The sequence below is a fragment of the Rhizosphaericola mali genome (genome assembly GCF_004337365.2).
GTDB classification, from domain to species: Bacteria; Bacteroidota; Bacteroidia; order Chitinophagales; family Chitinophagaceae; genus Rhizosphaericola; species Rhizosphaericola mali.
This window is the reverse complement of the sequence record NZ_CP044016.1, coordinates 1,004,549-1,022,632: the sequence shown is the minus strand read 5'-3', so window position 1 is coordinate 1,022,632 and position 18,084 is coordinate 1,004,549. Positions and strand designations below refer to the sequence as shown.

The 18,084-nt window shown below is 33.8% G+C and carries 13 protein-coding genes and 1 riboswitch; of the genes, 6 read left to right on the top strand and 7 right to left on the bottom strand.

From position 1 onward, the window contains the following. Window positions 1-2: 2 nt before the first annotated feature. The 7 genes from E0W69_RS04390 to E0W69_RS04360 form a co-directional block, all read right to left on the bottom strand. Window positions 3-563, bottom strand: a complete 561-nt coding sequence (locus E0W69_RS04390; RefSeq protein ID WP_131328820.1) for a cysteine hydrolase family protein — start codon at window positions 561-563, stop codon at window positions 3-5. Between the two features lies 1 nt (window position 564). Further along, complete coding sequence (locus E0W69_RS04385) at window positions 565-1,785, bottom strand: MFS transporter (RefSeq protein WP_131328819.1); 1,221 nt, start codon at window positions 1,783-1,785, stop codon at window positions 565-567. Window positions 1,786-1,831: 46 nt separating this feature from the next. Further along, window positions 1,832-2,428 (bottom strand): TetR/AcrR family transcriptional regulator, encoded by a 597-nt coding sequence (locus E0W69_RS04380; RefSeq protein WP_131328818.1) that lies wholly within the window; start codon window positions 2,426-2,428, stop codon window positions 1,832-1,834. An 80-nt stretch (window positions 2,429-2,508) separates the two neighbouring features. Further along, window positions 2,509-4,206 (bottom strand): hypothetical protein, encoded by a 1,698-nt coding sequence (locus E0W69_RS04375; RefSeq protein ID WP_131328817.1) that lies wholly within the window; start codon window positions 4,204-4,206, stop codon window positions 2,509-2,511. Between the two features lie 574 nt (window positions 4,207-4,780). After that, window positions 4,781-5,509 (bottom strand): tRNA threonylcarbamoyladenosine dehydratase, encoded by a 729-nt coding sequence (locus tag E0W69_RS04370; RefSeq protein ID WP_131328816.1) that lies wholly within the window; start codon window positions 5,507-5,509, stop codon window positions 4,781-4,783. Continuing rightward, window positions 5,506-6,147, bottom strand: a complete 642-nt coding sequence (locus E0W69_RS04365; protein ID WP_131328815.1) for a TatD family hydrolase — start codon at window positions 6,145-6,147, stop codon at window positions 5,506-5,508. The genes E0W69_RS04370 and E0W69_RS04365 overlap by 4 nt, the downstream gene beginning before the upstream one ends. Before the next feature lie 36 nt (window positions 6,148-6,183). Next, window positions 6,184-7,278 (bottom strand): NADH:flavin oxidoreductase/NADH oxidase, encoded by a 1,095-nt coding sequence (locus tag E0W69_RS04360; RefSeq protein ID WP_131328814.1) that lies wholly within the window; start codon window positions 7,276-7,278, stop codon window positions 6,184-6,186. Between the two features lie 239 nt (window positions 7,279-7,517). On the opposite strand from E0W69_RS04360, the gene E0W69_RS04355 reads away from it, so the two are divergent. From E0W69_RS04355 to E0W69_RS04330, 6 genes are all read left to right on the top strand, one after another. After that, window positions 7,518-8,654 carry a 5-methyltetrahydropteroyltriglutamate--homocysteine S-methyltransferase gene (locus tag E0W69_RS04355; RefSeq protein ID WP_131328813.1) on the top strand — a complete coding sequence of 379 codons (1,137 nt, stop codon included), beginning with the start codon at window positions 7,518-7,520 and terminating at the stop codon, window positions 8,652-8,654. Window positions 8,655-8,920: 266 nt separating this feature from the next. Continuing rightward, window positions 8,921-9,352 carry a hypothetical protein gene (locus E0W69_RS04350; RefSeq protein ID WP_131328812.1) on the top strand — a complete coding sequence of 144 codons (432 nt, stop codon included), beginning with the start codon at window positions 8,921-8,923 and terminating at the stop codon, window positions 9,350-9,352. 131 nt (window positions 9,353-9,483) lie between these two features. After that, the gene (locus tag E0W69_RS04345) at window positions 9,484-10,569 is read left to right on the top strand and encodes an efflux RND transporter periplasmic adaptor subunit (protein ID WP_131328811.1); all 1,086 of its coding nucleotides are present in this window, start codon (window positions 9,484-9,486) and stop codon (window positions 10,567-10,569) included. A 64-nt stretch (window positions 10,570-10,633) separates the two neighbouring features. Continuing rightward, window positions 10,634-13,768, top strand: a complete 3,135-nt coding sequence (locus E0W69_RS04340; protein WP_255478219.1) for an efflux RND transporter permease subunit — start codon at window positions 10,634-10,636, stop codon at window positions 13,766-13,768. Beyond that, window positions 13,761-15,200, top strand: coding sequence for a TolC family protein (locus E0W69_RS04335; RefSeq protein WP_131328809.1), 1,440 nt, complete (start codon window positions 13,761-13,763; stop codon window positions 15,198-15,200). The genes E0W69_RS04340 and E0W69_RS04335 overlap by 8 nt, the downstream gene beginning before the upstream one ends. A gap of 109 nt (window positions 15,201-15,309) precedes the next feature. Next, window positions 15,310-15,404: riboswitch (TPP riboswitch) on the top strand. Between the two features lie 80 nt (window positions 15,405-15,484). Further along, window positions 15,485-17,920, top strand: coding sequence for a TonB-dependent receptor (locus E0W69_RS04330; protein WP_131328808.1), 2,436 nt, complete (start codon window positions 15,485-15,487; stop codon window positions 17,918-17,920). Window positions 17,921-18,084: the final 164 nt, after the last annotated feature.

The window sequence follows — 18,084 nt, the reverse complement described above, 5'->3', positions numbered from 1 at the left end:
TTCTATTTTTCAAATGTATTTTCCCAATTTTCTACGGTCATCACTTCTGCATTTCGTGTAAATATTTTTGACATCAATAGTTGATGTACTTCTTCATCTCTATCTTTACAAGCATCCGAAAGAATAGTAATTTTAAAATCTTTATCCGCTGCCTCTGTATATGTGGATAACACAACTCCACTTGTAACTATACCAGAAAGAACTATGTGTTGTATATTTTTAGAACGTAAAATCAAATCCAAATCACTACCAGTAAAAGCGCTAAATCTTTTTTTGACAACAACAGCATCCCCTTTTTGAGGTTGAATCTCTTCGCTAATTTCTTTCCATTTATTCAAATCAACATTCGCTAGGTTTTGTGCGATTTTACTAAAACTTTTGTTATTCGGATGAATTTCATGAAATCCTTCATTAAATCCTACAACTACATAAATTATCGGAATCTGATTTTCCCGAGCAAATAATATAGCTTGCTTATTTTTCTCAATGATTGATTCTGGATTACTTAGCGTAGATAATAACATTTTTTGCATATCCATTACGAGCAATGCTGTACGTCCCATACTATAAATTATTTTTAGGTTTTCTTAATAAATAAGGTAAAAAAACAAATGCAATGATTATACAAATAATACCTTGTACCAATTGACAATTTTGCGCACTAAAATGCTTTGCAAAAAAGCCAACTACAATACTTCCCAATGGCAAAGTCCCCATAGTTGCCATAGTAAAAAAGCCAACGGATCGTCCACGCATCTCATCAGAAGACGCCGTTTGAATTATCGTATTACATATCGGAATTGCAGACATGTTTCCAAATCCGCAAACAAAACACATGAATAAATAAACCGGCAATTTAGTTACAAATGACATCATCAAAAGTCCCACACCTAGCAATATCATATTAATCAGAAGTATTTTTTTCAAACTCTTACCCTTCTTTTGCGAAGCGATAAAAAATGTACTCAAAAAAGCACCCACCCCTGTTGCTGTGTTGATATAACCATAAGTAGCAGCATCGCCATGAAATACATCTTTGGCAAAATAAGGTTGCAATGTATTATAGGTCGTAACCAAAAAACAAAGCAATGCCGATAGTGTCAATATTTTACTGATTTCTTCATTTTTACGAACATAAAGCCACCCATCTTTAAACTGTTGGTATATATTACTCCCTTTGACTGTTAAGTCTCGATGAGGCAATCTTAATTTAATCAAACAATAAATTACCGCTACAAAACTAATTGCATTCGAAGCAAAACAAAAAGTAGCTCCTAAAGTTGCCATCGCAATTCCTGCCAATGCAGGACCAGCCAAACGAGCAAAATTGTTTAAAGAAGAGTTCATAGCAATCGCTCCAGGAAGATCATCTGGAGAATCCACTAATTCATTGACCATGGACTGACGCGCTGGAATATCGTAAGCATTGGCAATTCCCAACAAAAGACTAAGTGATAATAAAATGCCAATATTATGCCACCCATTTGCATATATAAATGTCAATAATATCGCTTGGATTGCAGACACTGTTTGGGTAACTATAACGATTTTATGTCGATCGTATTTATCTGCGGTGATACCTCCGGCAGGAGATAATATGAAAGAAGGAAATTGCTCGGCAAAAGTAGTAATACCTACCCACAACACAGAATGCGTCATAGTATATACCACCCAGATTACCGCTGTTCTTTGCATCCAAGTTCCCATCCTGGAAATTAATTGTCCAAAGAAAAAATAGCGGTAGTTGCGCGAACTAAATACTCTAAATGCATTTCCTAATTCCATATAAATAGACTAATATTTAATTTTAGTCGAATAAATTTTAAAATTTTTATTTAATCCCTTTATAAAACACTTGACAGTGAAGTTGTAATATACCCTTCATCTCTTCATGCGAAATCCTATGATAAAATTCTCTATTTAATCCTCTCAATCCACACAAAAAAATCAATAACAAAGCATCCATTTTGATACTATCGATTTCATCTAATTCTTTATTTTGAATAGCTTCGATAAACACTTGTTGCAATACCACTTTTTCTTTTTCTACATACTTATCATGAACAGATCTCTTAATTTCAGTATATTTTGTAAACTCTTCTTGATCCATACCAATCTCTGTTGTAGCATATAGAGAGCGGCGTTTCCGTGTCATTTCAAATTTGACTTTCGAAAAAGTAAATAGTTTAGCTTCAAGAGTTTTCTCTTCTTTTATCTGCCTTATAGTTTCTAGGATAATTTCATTTATTTCCATATCCAAAACGGCAAAATAGATTTCTTCTTTACTTTTAAAATAATAGTATAATGAACTTTTTGCTTTTCCTATAGATTTGGCAACAACTTCCATCGTTATTTTACTCCAACCATTTTGTTGAAATAATTTCTGTGCTCCGACGAGAATCTGTAATCTTACATTTTCACTTGCCATTTTTTTGTGCAAAGATATAATATTTAGACCAATATTTATTTTCAGTCGAAATATTTAAAAAAATAGTTGATTACTATTTTTTATAAATTATCCAACTTGTCAAAATCAATCCCATATTTTGCTTTCAATCTTTGTTTAGATTTTTTAACTGCGTCATAGGAAACGCCCAGTACATTAGCAATCTCGTTATTGGAAAGATTTAATTTGGATAGAAATAAAATACGCAAATTAGACTCAGTTAATTTCGGATAATCTTGATGCAATTTATTTACGAATGATACATTTTCAACAACAAACGCTTTTTTAAAATTTTGCCAATTTTCTTCCGTAATCAAAGTATCTTGTATATAATCGTAGATGATTTGTTGATTTGATTTGTCAGGATGAAGTACCAAATTAGAATGCGTAAGTTTGTATTCCAAATCTTGAATTAGTTCATTTCGCTCATTCAAATAAACAATATAGGCTTTTAATTCATTATTAGCCTTGGCTAATCTAGCTTCAGATTGTGCACGCTCACGATTAATCTGATCCCAAAATTGAAGAATCTCTATATTTTTTTGAACCAATTTATTTTTATATTTCCAATATATTAACAGAGAAAGGATGCTAATAATTAAAAATAAAATCACGAATATCCACTTCAAGTTAATTTCCTGAGATAAATGAGCATTTATATTTTTATTTTTATTGAGCACTTGATCATTGAGATATTTTTGCCGAGTTAAGATCATCGCATTTTGCCCGTCTGTACTGTCTATAATATCTCTCAATGCATTAATTCTCAATAAAATACTTGTAGTATCCACTAGAAAATGGTGTGTTCTTATTAAATTGAGTTGTTTTTTTAATAATTCATATTCATCAGAATTTAATACTGGAAATTTTCTGGCAATAATAACTCCTGTATCAAAATATCTATAAGCTTTTTTCGGCTCTTTATTTTCCTCGTAAGTCTTCCCAATCAAATTATTGACTAAGACCATATTATTCGAATCTTTTTCTGACTTAACAATTTCTAAATCTTTTTGCAAAAGGGTTATTGCCTCATCCATATCTTCTCTAAACACTGCAATACGTGATTGATTTCCAAACAACTTGGCCAATCTAGAACTATCATGCAAATTTAATGCATCTTTCTCCGCTTGATCATAGTACAACTGTGCACTATCAAATTGTTTTAAATCTAAGAAATAGGTTCCGATATTGTCTTTGATTTCCGCACTATTCAATGTATTCTTTTTGCCATATGCCAATGCCTTCTTTAAATAAACAATTGAAGTTTGTTTCTCGTCTATGGTACCCAGAAAATATCCGATCCACTTGTAAGTATTCACAGGGTCAATTAAAGATAATTTTGGATTTTCATCCAGCGTCTGGATTACTTTATTATAAAAATCAAGTGCTTGTGTCGTCTTTCTAATACGATATAGATACCAAGCATAATTAACACGAAGCCATAAATAAAATCGTATATCTAAAGCTGAAATTTTAACGAAAGCATCATTGAAATAATATTCACTGCTATCGTTAATCGCACCAAATTTATTTAAGTAATAATTTCCCTTTAAAACATCGTAAATCCCCTCCTCTGTATTATTTTTAAAATCTTTATTGGCTAAATATTTATCTGGATTTTCTGAATGAATGGCAGTGGTGGGTATACATTTTAATATCAGTTTATCAAACTTGGGACGAGAGTTTTCTTTTACGTGCCTATTATCACAACTTGATAAAAAAATAAAGCTAATAAAGGATAATAAAATAAGAAAACGCATTTCCAAGATTCAAATATTTTAAGTTTTAGACTCGTAAAGCTAAATAAAAATATACTTTCAACGAGAATATAATCTTTATTTTTATCAACAATATGTTGATTTTCAATATATTAAAATGTCCCTTTTTTGTCCCTAATAAATATTTCTCGATATGAAAAGTAAAGAATACTTTAGCAATGAAGTCTAAATTAAATCAACAAAAAAGGAAAATATCAAACCCCACTTTCAACCCTGTACTAAATTAGGAATTTAAATTTCAAATAAATGTGTAATATAAAATGACAAGTATAATTTTAATTATTATAACAATAGTAATACTTACAATTATAGTTATTTGTGTAAGCAAAGAAATTATATTTAATTTCTTTGTATTAAAAAATGAGAAAAAAATTCGAATTGACTTATCTGAACTCGATTATAAAATTGAAAAATTGGAAAATTTCTTTTTTTTAGAAAATACGATAATTATACAATCAAAAAAAGATATCAAAGTAAAATTGACACCTAATAATTTTATAAAAAATATTCTTCAATATCAAAATTTAAACTGAGAACAGCGCCATTACCGTCCATACTATTTTTCTAAAATATGCCTAATTGCAACGGACGCACACACAGCACCAAATGTTGCCGGCATATAAGACATCGTCCCAAAAGCAGACTTTTTATAATTACTTCCATCTGTTAATACTAAAGAATCTTCTAACGGCTTTTCATCAGAAAATACGGCTTTAAATCCTTTATATATTAGTTTTTTCCTCAACATTTTTCTGATTTGTTGTGCAAATGGGCAATTAAATGTTTTACTAATATCTACAACACGTACTCGCGTTGGATCCAATCTACCACCGGCACCCATACTGCTTACAAATGGAATGTTGGCTTGGTACGCCAATTCTATAAATGTAATTTTTGGTGTAATGCTATCAATGGCGTCAATTAAGAAATCAAAACGAGAAGTTTTAAATATTTCAGCAACTCTTTCTGGTTCGATAAACGAATCAAATATTTGTAACTCAATATCCGGTTGAATATCGCGTATTCTTTCTGCCATAATTTCTGCTTTCTTGCGGCCAGTTGTAGAAACTAAAGCAGGTAACTGTCTATTGCGATTACTCGCTTCAACCGTATCTCCATCGATGATCGTCATCTTTCCAATACCATTACGCGCCACAAATTCTGCGGCAAAAGATCCTACACCGCCTAAGCCTACGATCAATACATGCGCATTTTGTAATTTTTTTATTCCCTCCGCTCCTACGATTAATTGAGTCCGCGAAAGCCAACTTGTATCTTTTGTCAAATCTGGAAAATTTTATGAAAGTTTGATTCTATTTGCAAATTAAAAGCTTCGGAGTCAATTGTCAATAAAGAAGCAGCCGTTTGATAAATACTTTGAATAGAAATGTCCGTATCATCCGTTTCCAGTAGCAATTGATGTATTGGAATTTGTGGAAGTATTTTTCGAGAAATACTATTTACTTTCAATATTGCTGCGCCAAATGATAAAAAATATCCGCGATCTACAAAAGCTGCAATTGAGTCCCATTTATTATTCACTCCGTGTATAATCACCGGAACTTTTGCCAAGCTTAATAATTGTAAACATTCGGAAAATGCCTTTACACAATGAACAATCAAAGGCTTTTGGTATTTATTAGCAAAAGTAATTTGTTGTTGAAAGACTTTTTTTTGCAACTCAAATGTCTCAAAATGTAATCGATCCAACCCGCATTCGCCCACAGCGATTATAGCATCTGACGTAATTTTTTCTTCTAAAATTGCCAATTCAGTTTCAAAATCTGCTTGCACATTCCAGGGATGTATTCCAATAGATTGATATTTACCCAAAGCAGAATCCTCAGATATTTGCACGTTTCTAATTGCAACAACATCCTCTATTTGCATATCTAAATAAGTATGACAATCGTAGTATTTCATGTAAAAAAGGAGAAAATAGCTTTTCTCCTGATAATATTATTTATGCGATTTAAAATTGGGATTTGCTCTTCTGTATTGATTTGGCCAGTCAAATTTTGCATGCAACTTATGCGCTGCATCTAAAATCCAATACGGATTTCTTAATAACTCTCTAGCCATAAATATGAAATCCGCATTATTTTGCAAAAGAATGGTCTCCGCTTGTTCTGCAGAATTAATCATTCCTACAGCACCAATTACTAAATTTGGAACTGCATTTTTGATCGCAGTTGCCAAAGGTAATTGATAAGATGCACCAACAGGAATCTTAGGTTGAGCAATGCTCCCACCACTTGATACATCCAACAAATCAATTTCTTTTTCAGATAATTTTTTTGCCAACTCAATGGATTCTTCAATAGTCCAAGCCTTTATACCTTCTTCTGCCCAATCCGTGCCAGATAGGCGAACGTATAGAAGTATATTTTCTGGTAAAATCGCCTTTACACCATCAATGATTTCTAATAAAAATCTAATACGATTTTCAAAACTACCACCGTATTCATCTGTTCTTTGATTGCTCAATGGACTCAAAAATTGGTGAATTAAATATCCGTGAGCGGCATGCAATTCAAGTATATCAAAACCTGCTGCAATCGACCTTTTTGCACCAAGAATAAAATCATTTACAATTCTCTGAATATCCGAAATACTTAATTCCTGTGGAGCAGCATAATTAGGTGCAAATGGAATAGCTGAAGGGCCAACAGTTTTCCATCCGCCTTCCTTTTCTGGGATAGTACCCGCACCTTTCCATTCCGGATACGAACTTCCTTTTCGTCCAGCATGTCCCAGTTGTATGCCAGGAACTACACCTTGCTCTTTAATGAAAGTGGTAATTTCTTTTAATTTTTCAACATGGTCCTCTTTGTATATCCCTAGATCATCTGCAGAAATTCTTCCCTCAGGAGATACGGCTACTGCTTCTGTAATAATTGTCCCTATTCCGGTTACTGCGCGACTTCCCAAATGCACCAAATGCCAATTATTGGCAAATCCGTCCACTGCAGAGTATTGACACATCGGCGACATTACTAATCTATTCTTAAAAGTCTTATTCCTAATCGTAAATGGTGAAAATAGAATGGCCATATTATATAAATTTTGCGCTGTAAATTACTACGTTGGTTTAAAATAGAAAGTACAATTTACCCTTATTTGACTTTTGGGATAAAAATCAGGTAGAAAATTATTCTTTTAAAAAATTAATTCGAAATTATATTTAATACAATAATCTACAAATATCAATTAATTAGAATTTTTATCTAAATAATTTTAATTTAATAGACATTTTGATCGAATAGATACTTTTATTGTCAAATAGTTGAATTATGGCATTACAAAATCAGGCACCTTTTCGTGCAGATATCGTGGGTAGTTTTTTGCGTCCGACAGTATTAAAAGCTGCGAGAAAAGCACAGTTGAATGGCGAAATTTCAAAAGACGAATTGACAAAAATCGAAGATGATTCCATCCTTGATTTGATCGAAAAGCAAAAAAATAACGGACTTACAGCTATCACCGATGGCGAGTTTAGACGTGGATTTTGGCATATTGATTTTATAGAACATCTGAATGGATTAGAAGGTTATATACCAGAAAATGGTTATAATCAACAGTTTAAAGGAGATAAAGCCCCTAATTATAACTTTAGGGTCATTGGAAAAATTAGCTTTCCCGAAAATCACCCATTTTTACAGCATTTTACTTTTTTAAAAACAGCGTTGGGAGATGATAATCTACATATTGCAAAAGCAACGATCCCAAGTCCAACAATGATCTTACGTCAAGAAATATTGGCAACGCAAGAACATTCTCATTTAAAAGAAATTTATCCCAATTTGGATGATTTTTATACAGATTTAGCGACCACCTATCAACAAGCTATTCAAGCATTTTACGCTGTGGGATGCAGATATTTGCAATTCGATGATACCAATTGGGCTTTTTTGATCGATAAGGAAAAAAGAGAAATGCTTTTGAATAAAGGCATAAATCCAGATGAAATCGCTGAAAAATGTGCGGATATTATTAACCAATCATTGGAAAATAAACCTACTGATATGACCATCACTACACATATCTGTAGAGGTAATCATGCTTCATCTTGGATTTTTTCTGGTGGCTACGCTCCTATCGCTCAAGCACTTTTCCGCACCAATTATGATGGCTTTTTCTTGGAATATGATTCAGAAAGATCTGGTGATTTTACCCCATTGAAAGAATGGAAAAATAAACAAAGTAAAATCGTTTTGGGATTGATAACCTCTAAATTTCCCGAATTAGAAAATCCTACTCAAATAAAAGAACGAATAAACGAAGCAACTCAATTTGTTCCTTTAGAGAATCTTTGTTTAAGTCCGCAATGTGGATTCTCATCCACAGAAACGGGAAATAAACTGACAGAAGAAGATCAATGGAAAAAAATCAAATTAATTACTGAAATCGCAAAAGACGTTTGGAAATAAATGATAAGCCTTGGAGCGATCCAAGGCTTTTTCAATTAGAAATATCTTTACATACTTAAATATTCAAAAAAACATGCATTCGTTTAATTTTTACTAATTGATTCATCTATTAATTAGACATTTTATTAAACAAGATTTAAACTTTTTCATTGGTTTTTAGTCCAAATCATAGGTCAAGGTTTTAGTAAATTTCGACTGAAAATACATTGCATTGATAATCATGCACTTATATTAAAAACAATACTAAAACTGGCTTACAAAAGAGAATGAAAAAATTTTTAATTAGTATAATAAGTTGTCTTTTTATCCTGCTGATTTGGAATGAAGCAAATGCTTTTCACGCCAAATCTGAGATAAAAAGCAATATTTATTCAAATAAATTAGATAATTTTTCTTCTAACAATCCTAGCATAGTAGACGTCTATTTTTTCAACAATTTAACCGTTTTGAAAAAATGTGCACATTATAAAAATTATACCAAATTAGCGCAGACAGAATCGGATGATGACGAAGATGATTTCGTACAAAACAACGTTTCTAGAACAAAATCCACTTTTGCATTCTTGTCCATGATTACCAACAATCAAGGCAACAAATACGCATTTCACTCATTGAACGCGGTGTTATTACCACCATGCTACCATTTATCCCAAAAAGCTCAGATAAAATATTTATTCATTCACGTTTTAAAAATTTGATTTTAATATTTATACCAATAACTAAATAAACTTATTGTGTACGGGACAGAATCACTCGTTATCCTATCACCGACACAACGTAAACTTTTATTCTCAAATTAATCACATCGTTAAAATCCTGGTACATTTTTATGAAAGGAATTTTTATTTCCATGAGTTTGTTTGCATTCATATGCTTTACAAGCTGCAAACAAAAGGAAGAAGCAAAAGAAGAAACTGGAAAGCTACTTGTATCTACCCCAATAGTGATGGATACAACAATTATTCAACCGTATGTATGCCAGATCAAATCAATCCGACATATTGAAATTCGCTCTCAAGAGCGCGGTTATTTAGAAAAAATATTCGTAGACGAAGGTCAAAAAGTTCACAAAGGCGAATTGTTATTCCGCATTATGCCTAAATTGTATAATGCTGAACGTGACAAAGCGGCAGCAGAAGCACAAGCAGCACGTATCGAAGTTCAAAATACACAATCATTGTCTGATAAAAATATCGTGGCGCCGAACGAACTAGCAATGGCTAAAGCTAAATTGAGTCAAGCAAATGCAGAACTCGCATTAGCCAATACACACTTAGGCTTTACAGAAATCCGCGCACCTTACGATGGTATCGTTGACCATTTATTGATGAAATTAGGAAGCTTGGTAGACGATGGAGATTTACTTACAACATTATCTGACAACAGTCAAATGTGGGTATACTTCAACGTACCAGAAGCACAATACCTAGATTTCAAAGAAGCAGAGAAAAATCGTGATAGCGTCATGAATGTAAAACTTCAAATGGCCAATCAACAAATCTTTGATCATCCTGGTATCGTAAAAACGATCGAAGCTGATTTCGATAACGAAACTGGTAATATCGCATTCAGAGCAACCTTTCCTAATCCAGAAGGTTTGTTGAGAAATGGCGAAACTGGTAATGTAATGGTAAGTCAACCAGTACACAATGGAGTAATCATACCACAAAGAGCAACATTTGAAATCATGGATAAAAAATATGTCTATGTTGTCGATGCTCAAAATAAAGTACACCTAACATTGATTACTACAAGTGCTGAATTACCAGATTTATACGTAGTAGGTAGTGGCTTAAAGGGAGATGAAAAAATCCTTTTGGAAGGTCAACGTAAAGTACAGGATCAAGATAAGATTCAGTACAATTTTGAAGATGCACGCAAGGTTATTTCCAAATTGAATCTTCCTACTGAGTAGTATTTATTCAACATTAAATTAACATTCCAAAGATATGTTTGAAAAATTTCTTAAAAGGCCGGTCATGGCCATAGTACTATCCATTGTGATTGTATTTATGGGTGTGCTGGCTATCGAGACCCTACCTACTGCGCAGTTTCCTGATATTGCGCCACCTGTGGTAGTGGTAAATATTGCCTTTCCTGGATCTAGTGCGAGAGTATTAGAGAACTCCGTATTGATCCCAATGGAAAAAGCAATCAATGGTGTTCCTAATATGAAATATATGACCTCAGATGCCACCAGTGCGGGTGAGGCTACCATACAGATCTATTTTAACTTAGGTACTGACCCTAACTTAAACATGGTCAATGTAAAAACACGTATTGAACAGGTGACTAACCGTCTACCTGAACTTGTACAACGTGAAGGTCTAATTGTAACATATACATCTCCTAACATGTTGATGTATGTAAACGTATACAGTAAAGACCCTCATGCGGATCAAAAATTCTTATACAACTTTGCTAATGTAAATATCATACCTCAGATACAACGTATTAATGGTGTGGGTAGTGCAACTATCTTAGGTGGTCGTATCTATGCAATGCGTGTATGGTTAGATCCAGATCGTATGCGAGCTTACAATGTGTCCACTGATGAAGTGATGAAAGCTATGGCAGATCAGAGTATTATCGGTACACCAGGTAGATTAGGACAAAGTACGGGGCAAAGATCACAGTCCATAGAATACACGCTTACTTATCAAGATAGGTACAATAAGCCTGAGCAATATGAGAATATCATTATTAGGTCTAATCCCAATGGAGAGATTTTAAGACTAAAAGATATTGCAAAGGTAAATTTAGGTAGTGAATTTTATGATGTCTATTCCAATATGGACGGTCACCCTTCCGCATCCATTACCCTTAAACAAAACTATGGTAGTAATGCGAGTGAGGTAATTACAGCCGTAAAAAAACAATTGGAAGAAATTAAAAAAGAATCCTTCCCTCCAGGAATGGATTATCAAATCAGTTATGACGTATCAAACTTCCTACATGCATCTATACACAAAGTTGTACATACATTAGGTGAAGCGTTTGTATTGGTGGCTTTTGTGGTTTTCATTTTCTTAGGAGACTGGAGATCTACATTGATTCCAATTATTGCGGTACCTGTATCCTTGATTGGTGCATTTATCTTCATGCAATTATTTGGGATGTCCTTAAATATGATCACATTGTTTGCACTCGTACTGGCCATAGGGGTCGTTGTGGATGATGCGATTGTGGTTGTGGAGGCAACGCACGCCAAAATGGAAGAAAAACATCTATCGCCTTATAAAGCTGTGGGTGAAGTAGTGAGGGAGATCAGTGGCGCCGTTATTGCAATTACTTTGTTGATGACATCCGTATTTGTACCGATTGCATTTATGTCAGGTCCAGTTGGAGTGTTCTTTAGACAATTTGCCATCACAATGGCTGCATCAATTGTCATTTCTGGTTTTGTGGCATTGACATTGACACCTGTATTGTGTGCTATGATCTTGAAAAATAATCATGGCAAACCAAAAAGAAAGACGCCGATTACTTGGTTCATTGATAAGTTCAATAACGCATTTGAAAGATTAACTGGGCGCTATACCAACTTATTGAAAAAAGTGGTAAATAGAAGATTGGTCACTTTCGCTATTTTGATCGCATTTGCATTTGGCATTGTTGGTATCAATAAGGTATTACCTGCAGGCTTCATTCCAAATGAAGACCAAGGTATGGTGTACGCCATCATCCAAACGCCTCCTGGATCTACACTAGAAAAAACCAATTCAGTCTCTGAAGAAGTACAAAAAATTGCGAAACAAATTAAAGGTGTTAGTTCTGTAACTGCACTTGCAGGTTATGAAATCTTAACAGAAGGTAGAGGTTCCAATGCTGGTACATGTTTGATCACTTTGGATGATTGGGAAGAAAGAAAAGGTGATGTCAATGATATTATAGCGCAATTGAAAGAAAAAACAAAAGATATTCCTGCAAATATCGAGTTCTTCGGACCTCCTGCGGTTCCTGGTTATGGTACTTCTGGTGGTTTCTCAATGCGTTTAATTGATAAAACAAATACAGGTGATTATCATGCATTAGGAGAAGTAAATAATGATTTTATGGCAGCTTTGAAAAAAAGAAAAGAGCTTGCTGGTTTATTTACCTTCTTTACAGATAACTATCCTCAATATGAATTAAAGATTGACAATAAAATCGCAATGCAAAAAGGCGTTTCTATTGAAAATGCTATGAACAATTTGGGTATACTTGTAGGTAGTACTTATGAACTTGGTTTTATCAGATTCAATACTTTCTATAAAGCATATGTACAAGCACTTCCTCAATATAGAGCACTTCCTGAGGACATCTTGAAATTGTATGTAAAAAATGACCGAGGTGAAGAGGTTCCTTATTCCGCTTTTATGACCATGACCAAAACCCATGGTATGAATGAGGTTACTCGTTATAACATGTATCCATCTTCTGCGATTAAAGGGGAACCCGCTGCTGGTTATAGTACAGGTGAGGCAGTAAAAGCAATTCAAGAAACAGCCAAACAAGTATTACCAAGAGGTTATGATATAGCATGGGAAGGTATCACATTTGATGAGGCTGCTCGTGGTAACGAAGCTGTGGTTATTTTCTTAGTCGTATTGGTATTCGTATATTTAGTTCTTTGTTCTCAGTACGAAAGTTTCATCATACCGCTATCCGTTATCTTCTCTTTACCAATGGGTATATTTGGTGCGTTCCTTTTAGTAAAACTATTTGGATTGTCCAATGACGTATATACGCAAGTCGGTTTGGTCATGCTGGTAGGTTTGCTAGGTAAAAATGCGGTGTTGATTGTGGAATTTGCGATGCAAAAACATAAAGATGGTATGACGATCTACCAAGCAGCTGTAGAAGGTGCTAAAGTCCGTTTCAGACCAATCTTAATGACTTCATTTGCCTTCGTCGCAGGTATGATCCCATTATTATTCTCACATGGTCCTGGTGCGATCAGTAACCGTACAATCGGTGCAGCAGCTGCGGGAGGTATGTTTATCGGTACTTTATTTGGAGTTATTATTATTCCAGGCTTGTATTACATTTTCGGTACGATAGCATCCAAACGTAAGATGTTGAAAGATGAAGAAGACGAACCATTAACAGAAGAAATCGAACACAATGACTAGAAAAAATATATTCAAATATTTGGGTTTGGTTTGTATTCCAGTAGCTTACATGGCATGTAAAGTACCCACTGTAGCTACAAAAACGGAAAACAAAGCAGTGCCAGTGAATTTCAATGATTCACTGCCTGCTGATACCCAAACTATCGCTAAAGTGAAATGGAATGAATATTTCACTGATCCTTACTTAAGGACTTTAATTGATACCGCGCTAAAAAATAATCAGGAGTTGAACATGACACTCCAAGAGATTGAAATGGCGCAAAATGATATCCAAGCTAGAAAAGGGGAATACCTTCCTTTTGTAAATCTTGGTGCTGGTGCAGATGTTGACAAAGTTGGACGTTACACTAATATTGGTGCATTGGAAGACAATATCGATATCAGAGATGGTCACAAAATGCCAGACCCAATGACTAATTTAGGTTTGGGAGCACAAGCAACTTGGGAAGTGGATATTTGGAAAAAATTGCACAATGCCAAAGATGCAGCGATTCAAAAATATTTGGCAACAGTAGAAGGTAAAAACTTTTTAGTTACCAATCTTATTGCAGAAATAGCTAATTCATATTACGAATTATTAGCGTACGATAACCAGTTGGATATCTTACAGCAAAATATCAAAATCCAAAGCAATGCCTTGGAAATTATGAAATATGAAAAAGCGGCAACAAGAGTTACTGAATTAGCAGTTAGAAGATTCCAAGCGGAAGTTTCTAAAACGCAAAGTTTGCAATACGATATCCAACAACATATTACAGAGACTGAAAACAGAATCAATTTCTTATGTGGTCGTTATCCTCGTAAAATCGAAAGAGATGACAAAACATTTGCAGATTCTTTGCCTTCACAGATTCATGTAGGTATTCCATCTCAATTGTTGGATAATCGTCCAGATATTAGACAAGCTGAGTATAATTTGGCTGCGGCGAAGTTGAATGTAAAAGTTGCTAAAGCTAGATTCTATCCATCATTGGATATCTCCGCAGCTGTTGGCTATGATGCGTTCAGTCCTCAATTTTTGTTCAATACGCCTAAATCATTAGTATATTCTCTTGCTGGTGATTTGATTGGACCATTGGTAAATAAAAATGCGATTAAAGCAGAATATAAAAATGCCAATGCGGAACAAATCGAAGCCGTTTACAACTATGAAAAAACAGTTTTAAACGCGTTTACTGAAGTATTAAATCAATTAGCAAAAATCAAAAATTTAGAAGGCACATACTCTTTCCAATCTAAACAAGTGGATGCATTAAGTCAATCTATTCAGATTTCTAATGACTTATTCAAATCTACTAAAGCAGATTACATGGAAGTGTTATTGACACAAAGAGATGCTTTGGAATCTAAATTTGATTTGATCGAGACTCAAGTGGCACAGAAAAAGGCCATCGTAAATATCTATCAGGCCTTAGGTGGCGGATGGAACTAGGGTTTTAATTTGAGATTAAAGGAAGGGGCGATACTATTCTTAGTATCGTCCTTTTCGTTTTTATAAAATTCAATTTTTCATTTATACATTTTAACAATACATTTGTGGCAGAGTTTCCTCGGGGTGCTGATGATATTGGCTGAGATAATACCCGTAGAACCTGAACAGGGTAATTCCTGCGAAGGGAAGGCTTCTAGAATCTTTTTTTTAAAAAAAAGAATATACTCTGCCTACCAAAGCATTTTACATCCTGTTCCATTAATTCATAATGTTTATTTAAAAAAATGAAACAAAAAATTATTGGAACATTGGCATTGATTTTTTCAATGGTTATTTGTTCCCACGCACAGATTCAATTGAGTGGAAAAGTATCAGACACGTCTCAAAACCTAGCTGGTGCGACAGTTACTATTTCAGGTTTGACTATAAAAAACAACCAACAAAATACCAACGACTCAGGTATTTATCGTTTTAGTCATTTACCCGAAAATACAGATGTGAAAATTAAAGTCAGTTCTGTTGGAAAAATAAGCGTAGAAAAAATTGTACATATTTCTACACAAAATATAGTGCTTGATTTTACCCTAAATGACAATAAATATTTACTTGAGCCATTGGAAGTCAAAGCCATACGTGCATCTGATAAAGCGCCATTTACCAAAACTAATCTGAATGCGGCTGACATCGCAAAAGTAAACTATGGAAGAGATTTACCCTTTGCGCTAAATCAGACACCCTCTGTTGTAGTTACTTCGGATGCTGGCAATGGTATAGGCTATACAAGTATTAGCATCAGAGGTAGCGATCCTAGTCGTACCAATATTACCATCAATGGCATTCCCTATAATGATGCAGAGAGTCAAGGCTCTTATTTTGTAGATATTCCCGACGTATTATCCTCAACAAATTCCATACAGATACAACGCGGGGTCGGCACATCCACCAACGGATCTGGCGCTTTTGGAGCAACTATAAATCTTAGTACAAATGAAATTAGAGAAAAAGCTTACGGCGAAATAAATAACTCCTTTGGCTCTTTTAATTCTTGGAAAAATACAGTTGCCGCTGGTTCAGGATTGCTTAATAATCATTTTTATGTTGATATGCGATTAAGCAATATCAAAAGCGATGGTTATATAGATAGAGCAAAATCTAATCTACAATCCATGATGTTATCAACTGGTTATGTAAGTGAAAAAACGTCCATCAGATTTAATTTTATTACAGGAAAAGAGCGTACTTACCAAGCATGGAACGGCGTACCAGAGGATTCTATTCTTGCGGGCAATCGTAGATATAATTCTGTCGGTTATATGGGCTTGGATAAAAATGGTAACCCAATGTACTATAAAAACCAAAATGATTATTATACTCAAACGCATTATCAATTGTTTTTTAACCACAAGTTTTCCAATAATCTTAATTTAAATATTGCGACATTTTTGACAAGAGGTAAAGGTTACTATGAAGAGTATAAACAAGATGCTAGTTACGCCGATTATAGTTTACCTAATTATGTACCTGTCGTAGGCGATACTATAAAAAATACTGATTTAATTAGACAACGTTATTTGGATAATTATTTCTATGGACAGACATTTTCTTTGCAATACAACAAGAAAAATGAAGATGTAACCTTTGGTGGTAGCTGGACAAAATATGATGGCAAACATTATGGCAACATCATCTGGAGTCAAAATGGCAATATCCCTTATGACGACCAATACTATAATTATCCAGCATGGAAAAGCGATCAAAATGTGTATTTAAAATGGTTGCATAGAATGAATAGTTTTTGGAATCTTTTTGCCGATGTGCAATATCGTCATGTCAAATACAATATGGAAGGATTTGAAGATACACCAGAAAACACACCTTTAGATACTATAAAAAGAACTTTTAATTTTCTTAATCCCAAAGCTGGTGTTAGTTTTACTAAAAATGGTTACAATGCTTATTTTAGTTACGCTTTGGCAAATAAAGAACCCAACAGAAGTGACTTTGAAGCAAATTTAGATAACCAACCAACTAAAGAAACCTTGAACGATTTTGAATTAGGCACAACGAAAACCGATAAAAAATATAGTTGGGGAGTAACTTTTTACTATATGCTTTATAAAAATCAATTAGTACAAACAGGGGCATTGAATGATGTTGGCTCAACGGTAAGAGTAAATGTCCCCAACAGTTATCGCGCAGGTGTTGAATTGCAGGGAAGTTACCAGATCTCCAATTGGATAAATACTACTGCAAATCTTACATTAAGCAAAAATAAAATTAAAAAATTTACTGGTTATTATGTTGCTTATGATGCTGACTGGAATCAGATTGGGACGACTTCACAAGAATATCATAATAAAGATATTTCGTTCTCTCCATCCATCGTAAGCGCTGGAAGTATCAATATTTTACCGGTAAAAAATGTAGAATTAAGCTTCATAAGTAAATATGTAGGCAAACAATATCTAGACAATACGCAAGATGATACAAGAGCAATAAGTAGTTACTATAATCAAGACATTCGTTTAATTTACACTATCCATAATTTCATATTTAAAGAATGGACAATTAATGGAATGGTGATAAATGTTTTCAATAGAAAATATAATTCCAATGGAGCAGCCTACCCCTCTGTCTATAATGGTACACTTTCCAACGATAATTATTATTTCCCTATGGCGGGAACCAACTATATGGCTGCAATTAACATCAAATTATAACAATTAGTCAGCAAGTCTGCCAATTTATCTAAATAGTGGACAATTTGTCCACTATTATTTTATAGGAATATTTGTTGCATCACTATTAAGCAAGAATAATTTAACAGAATGTTTACCTTGGTGTATAAACTAACCTTCGTTTAAATTGTCTTATATACATCTAA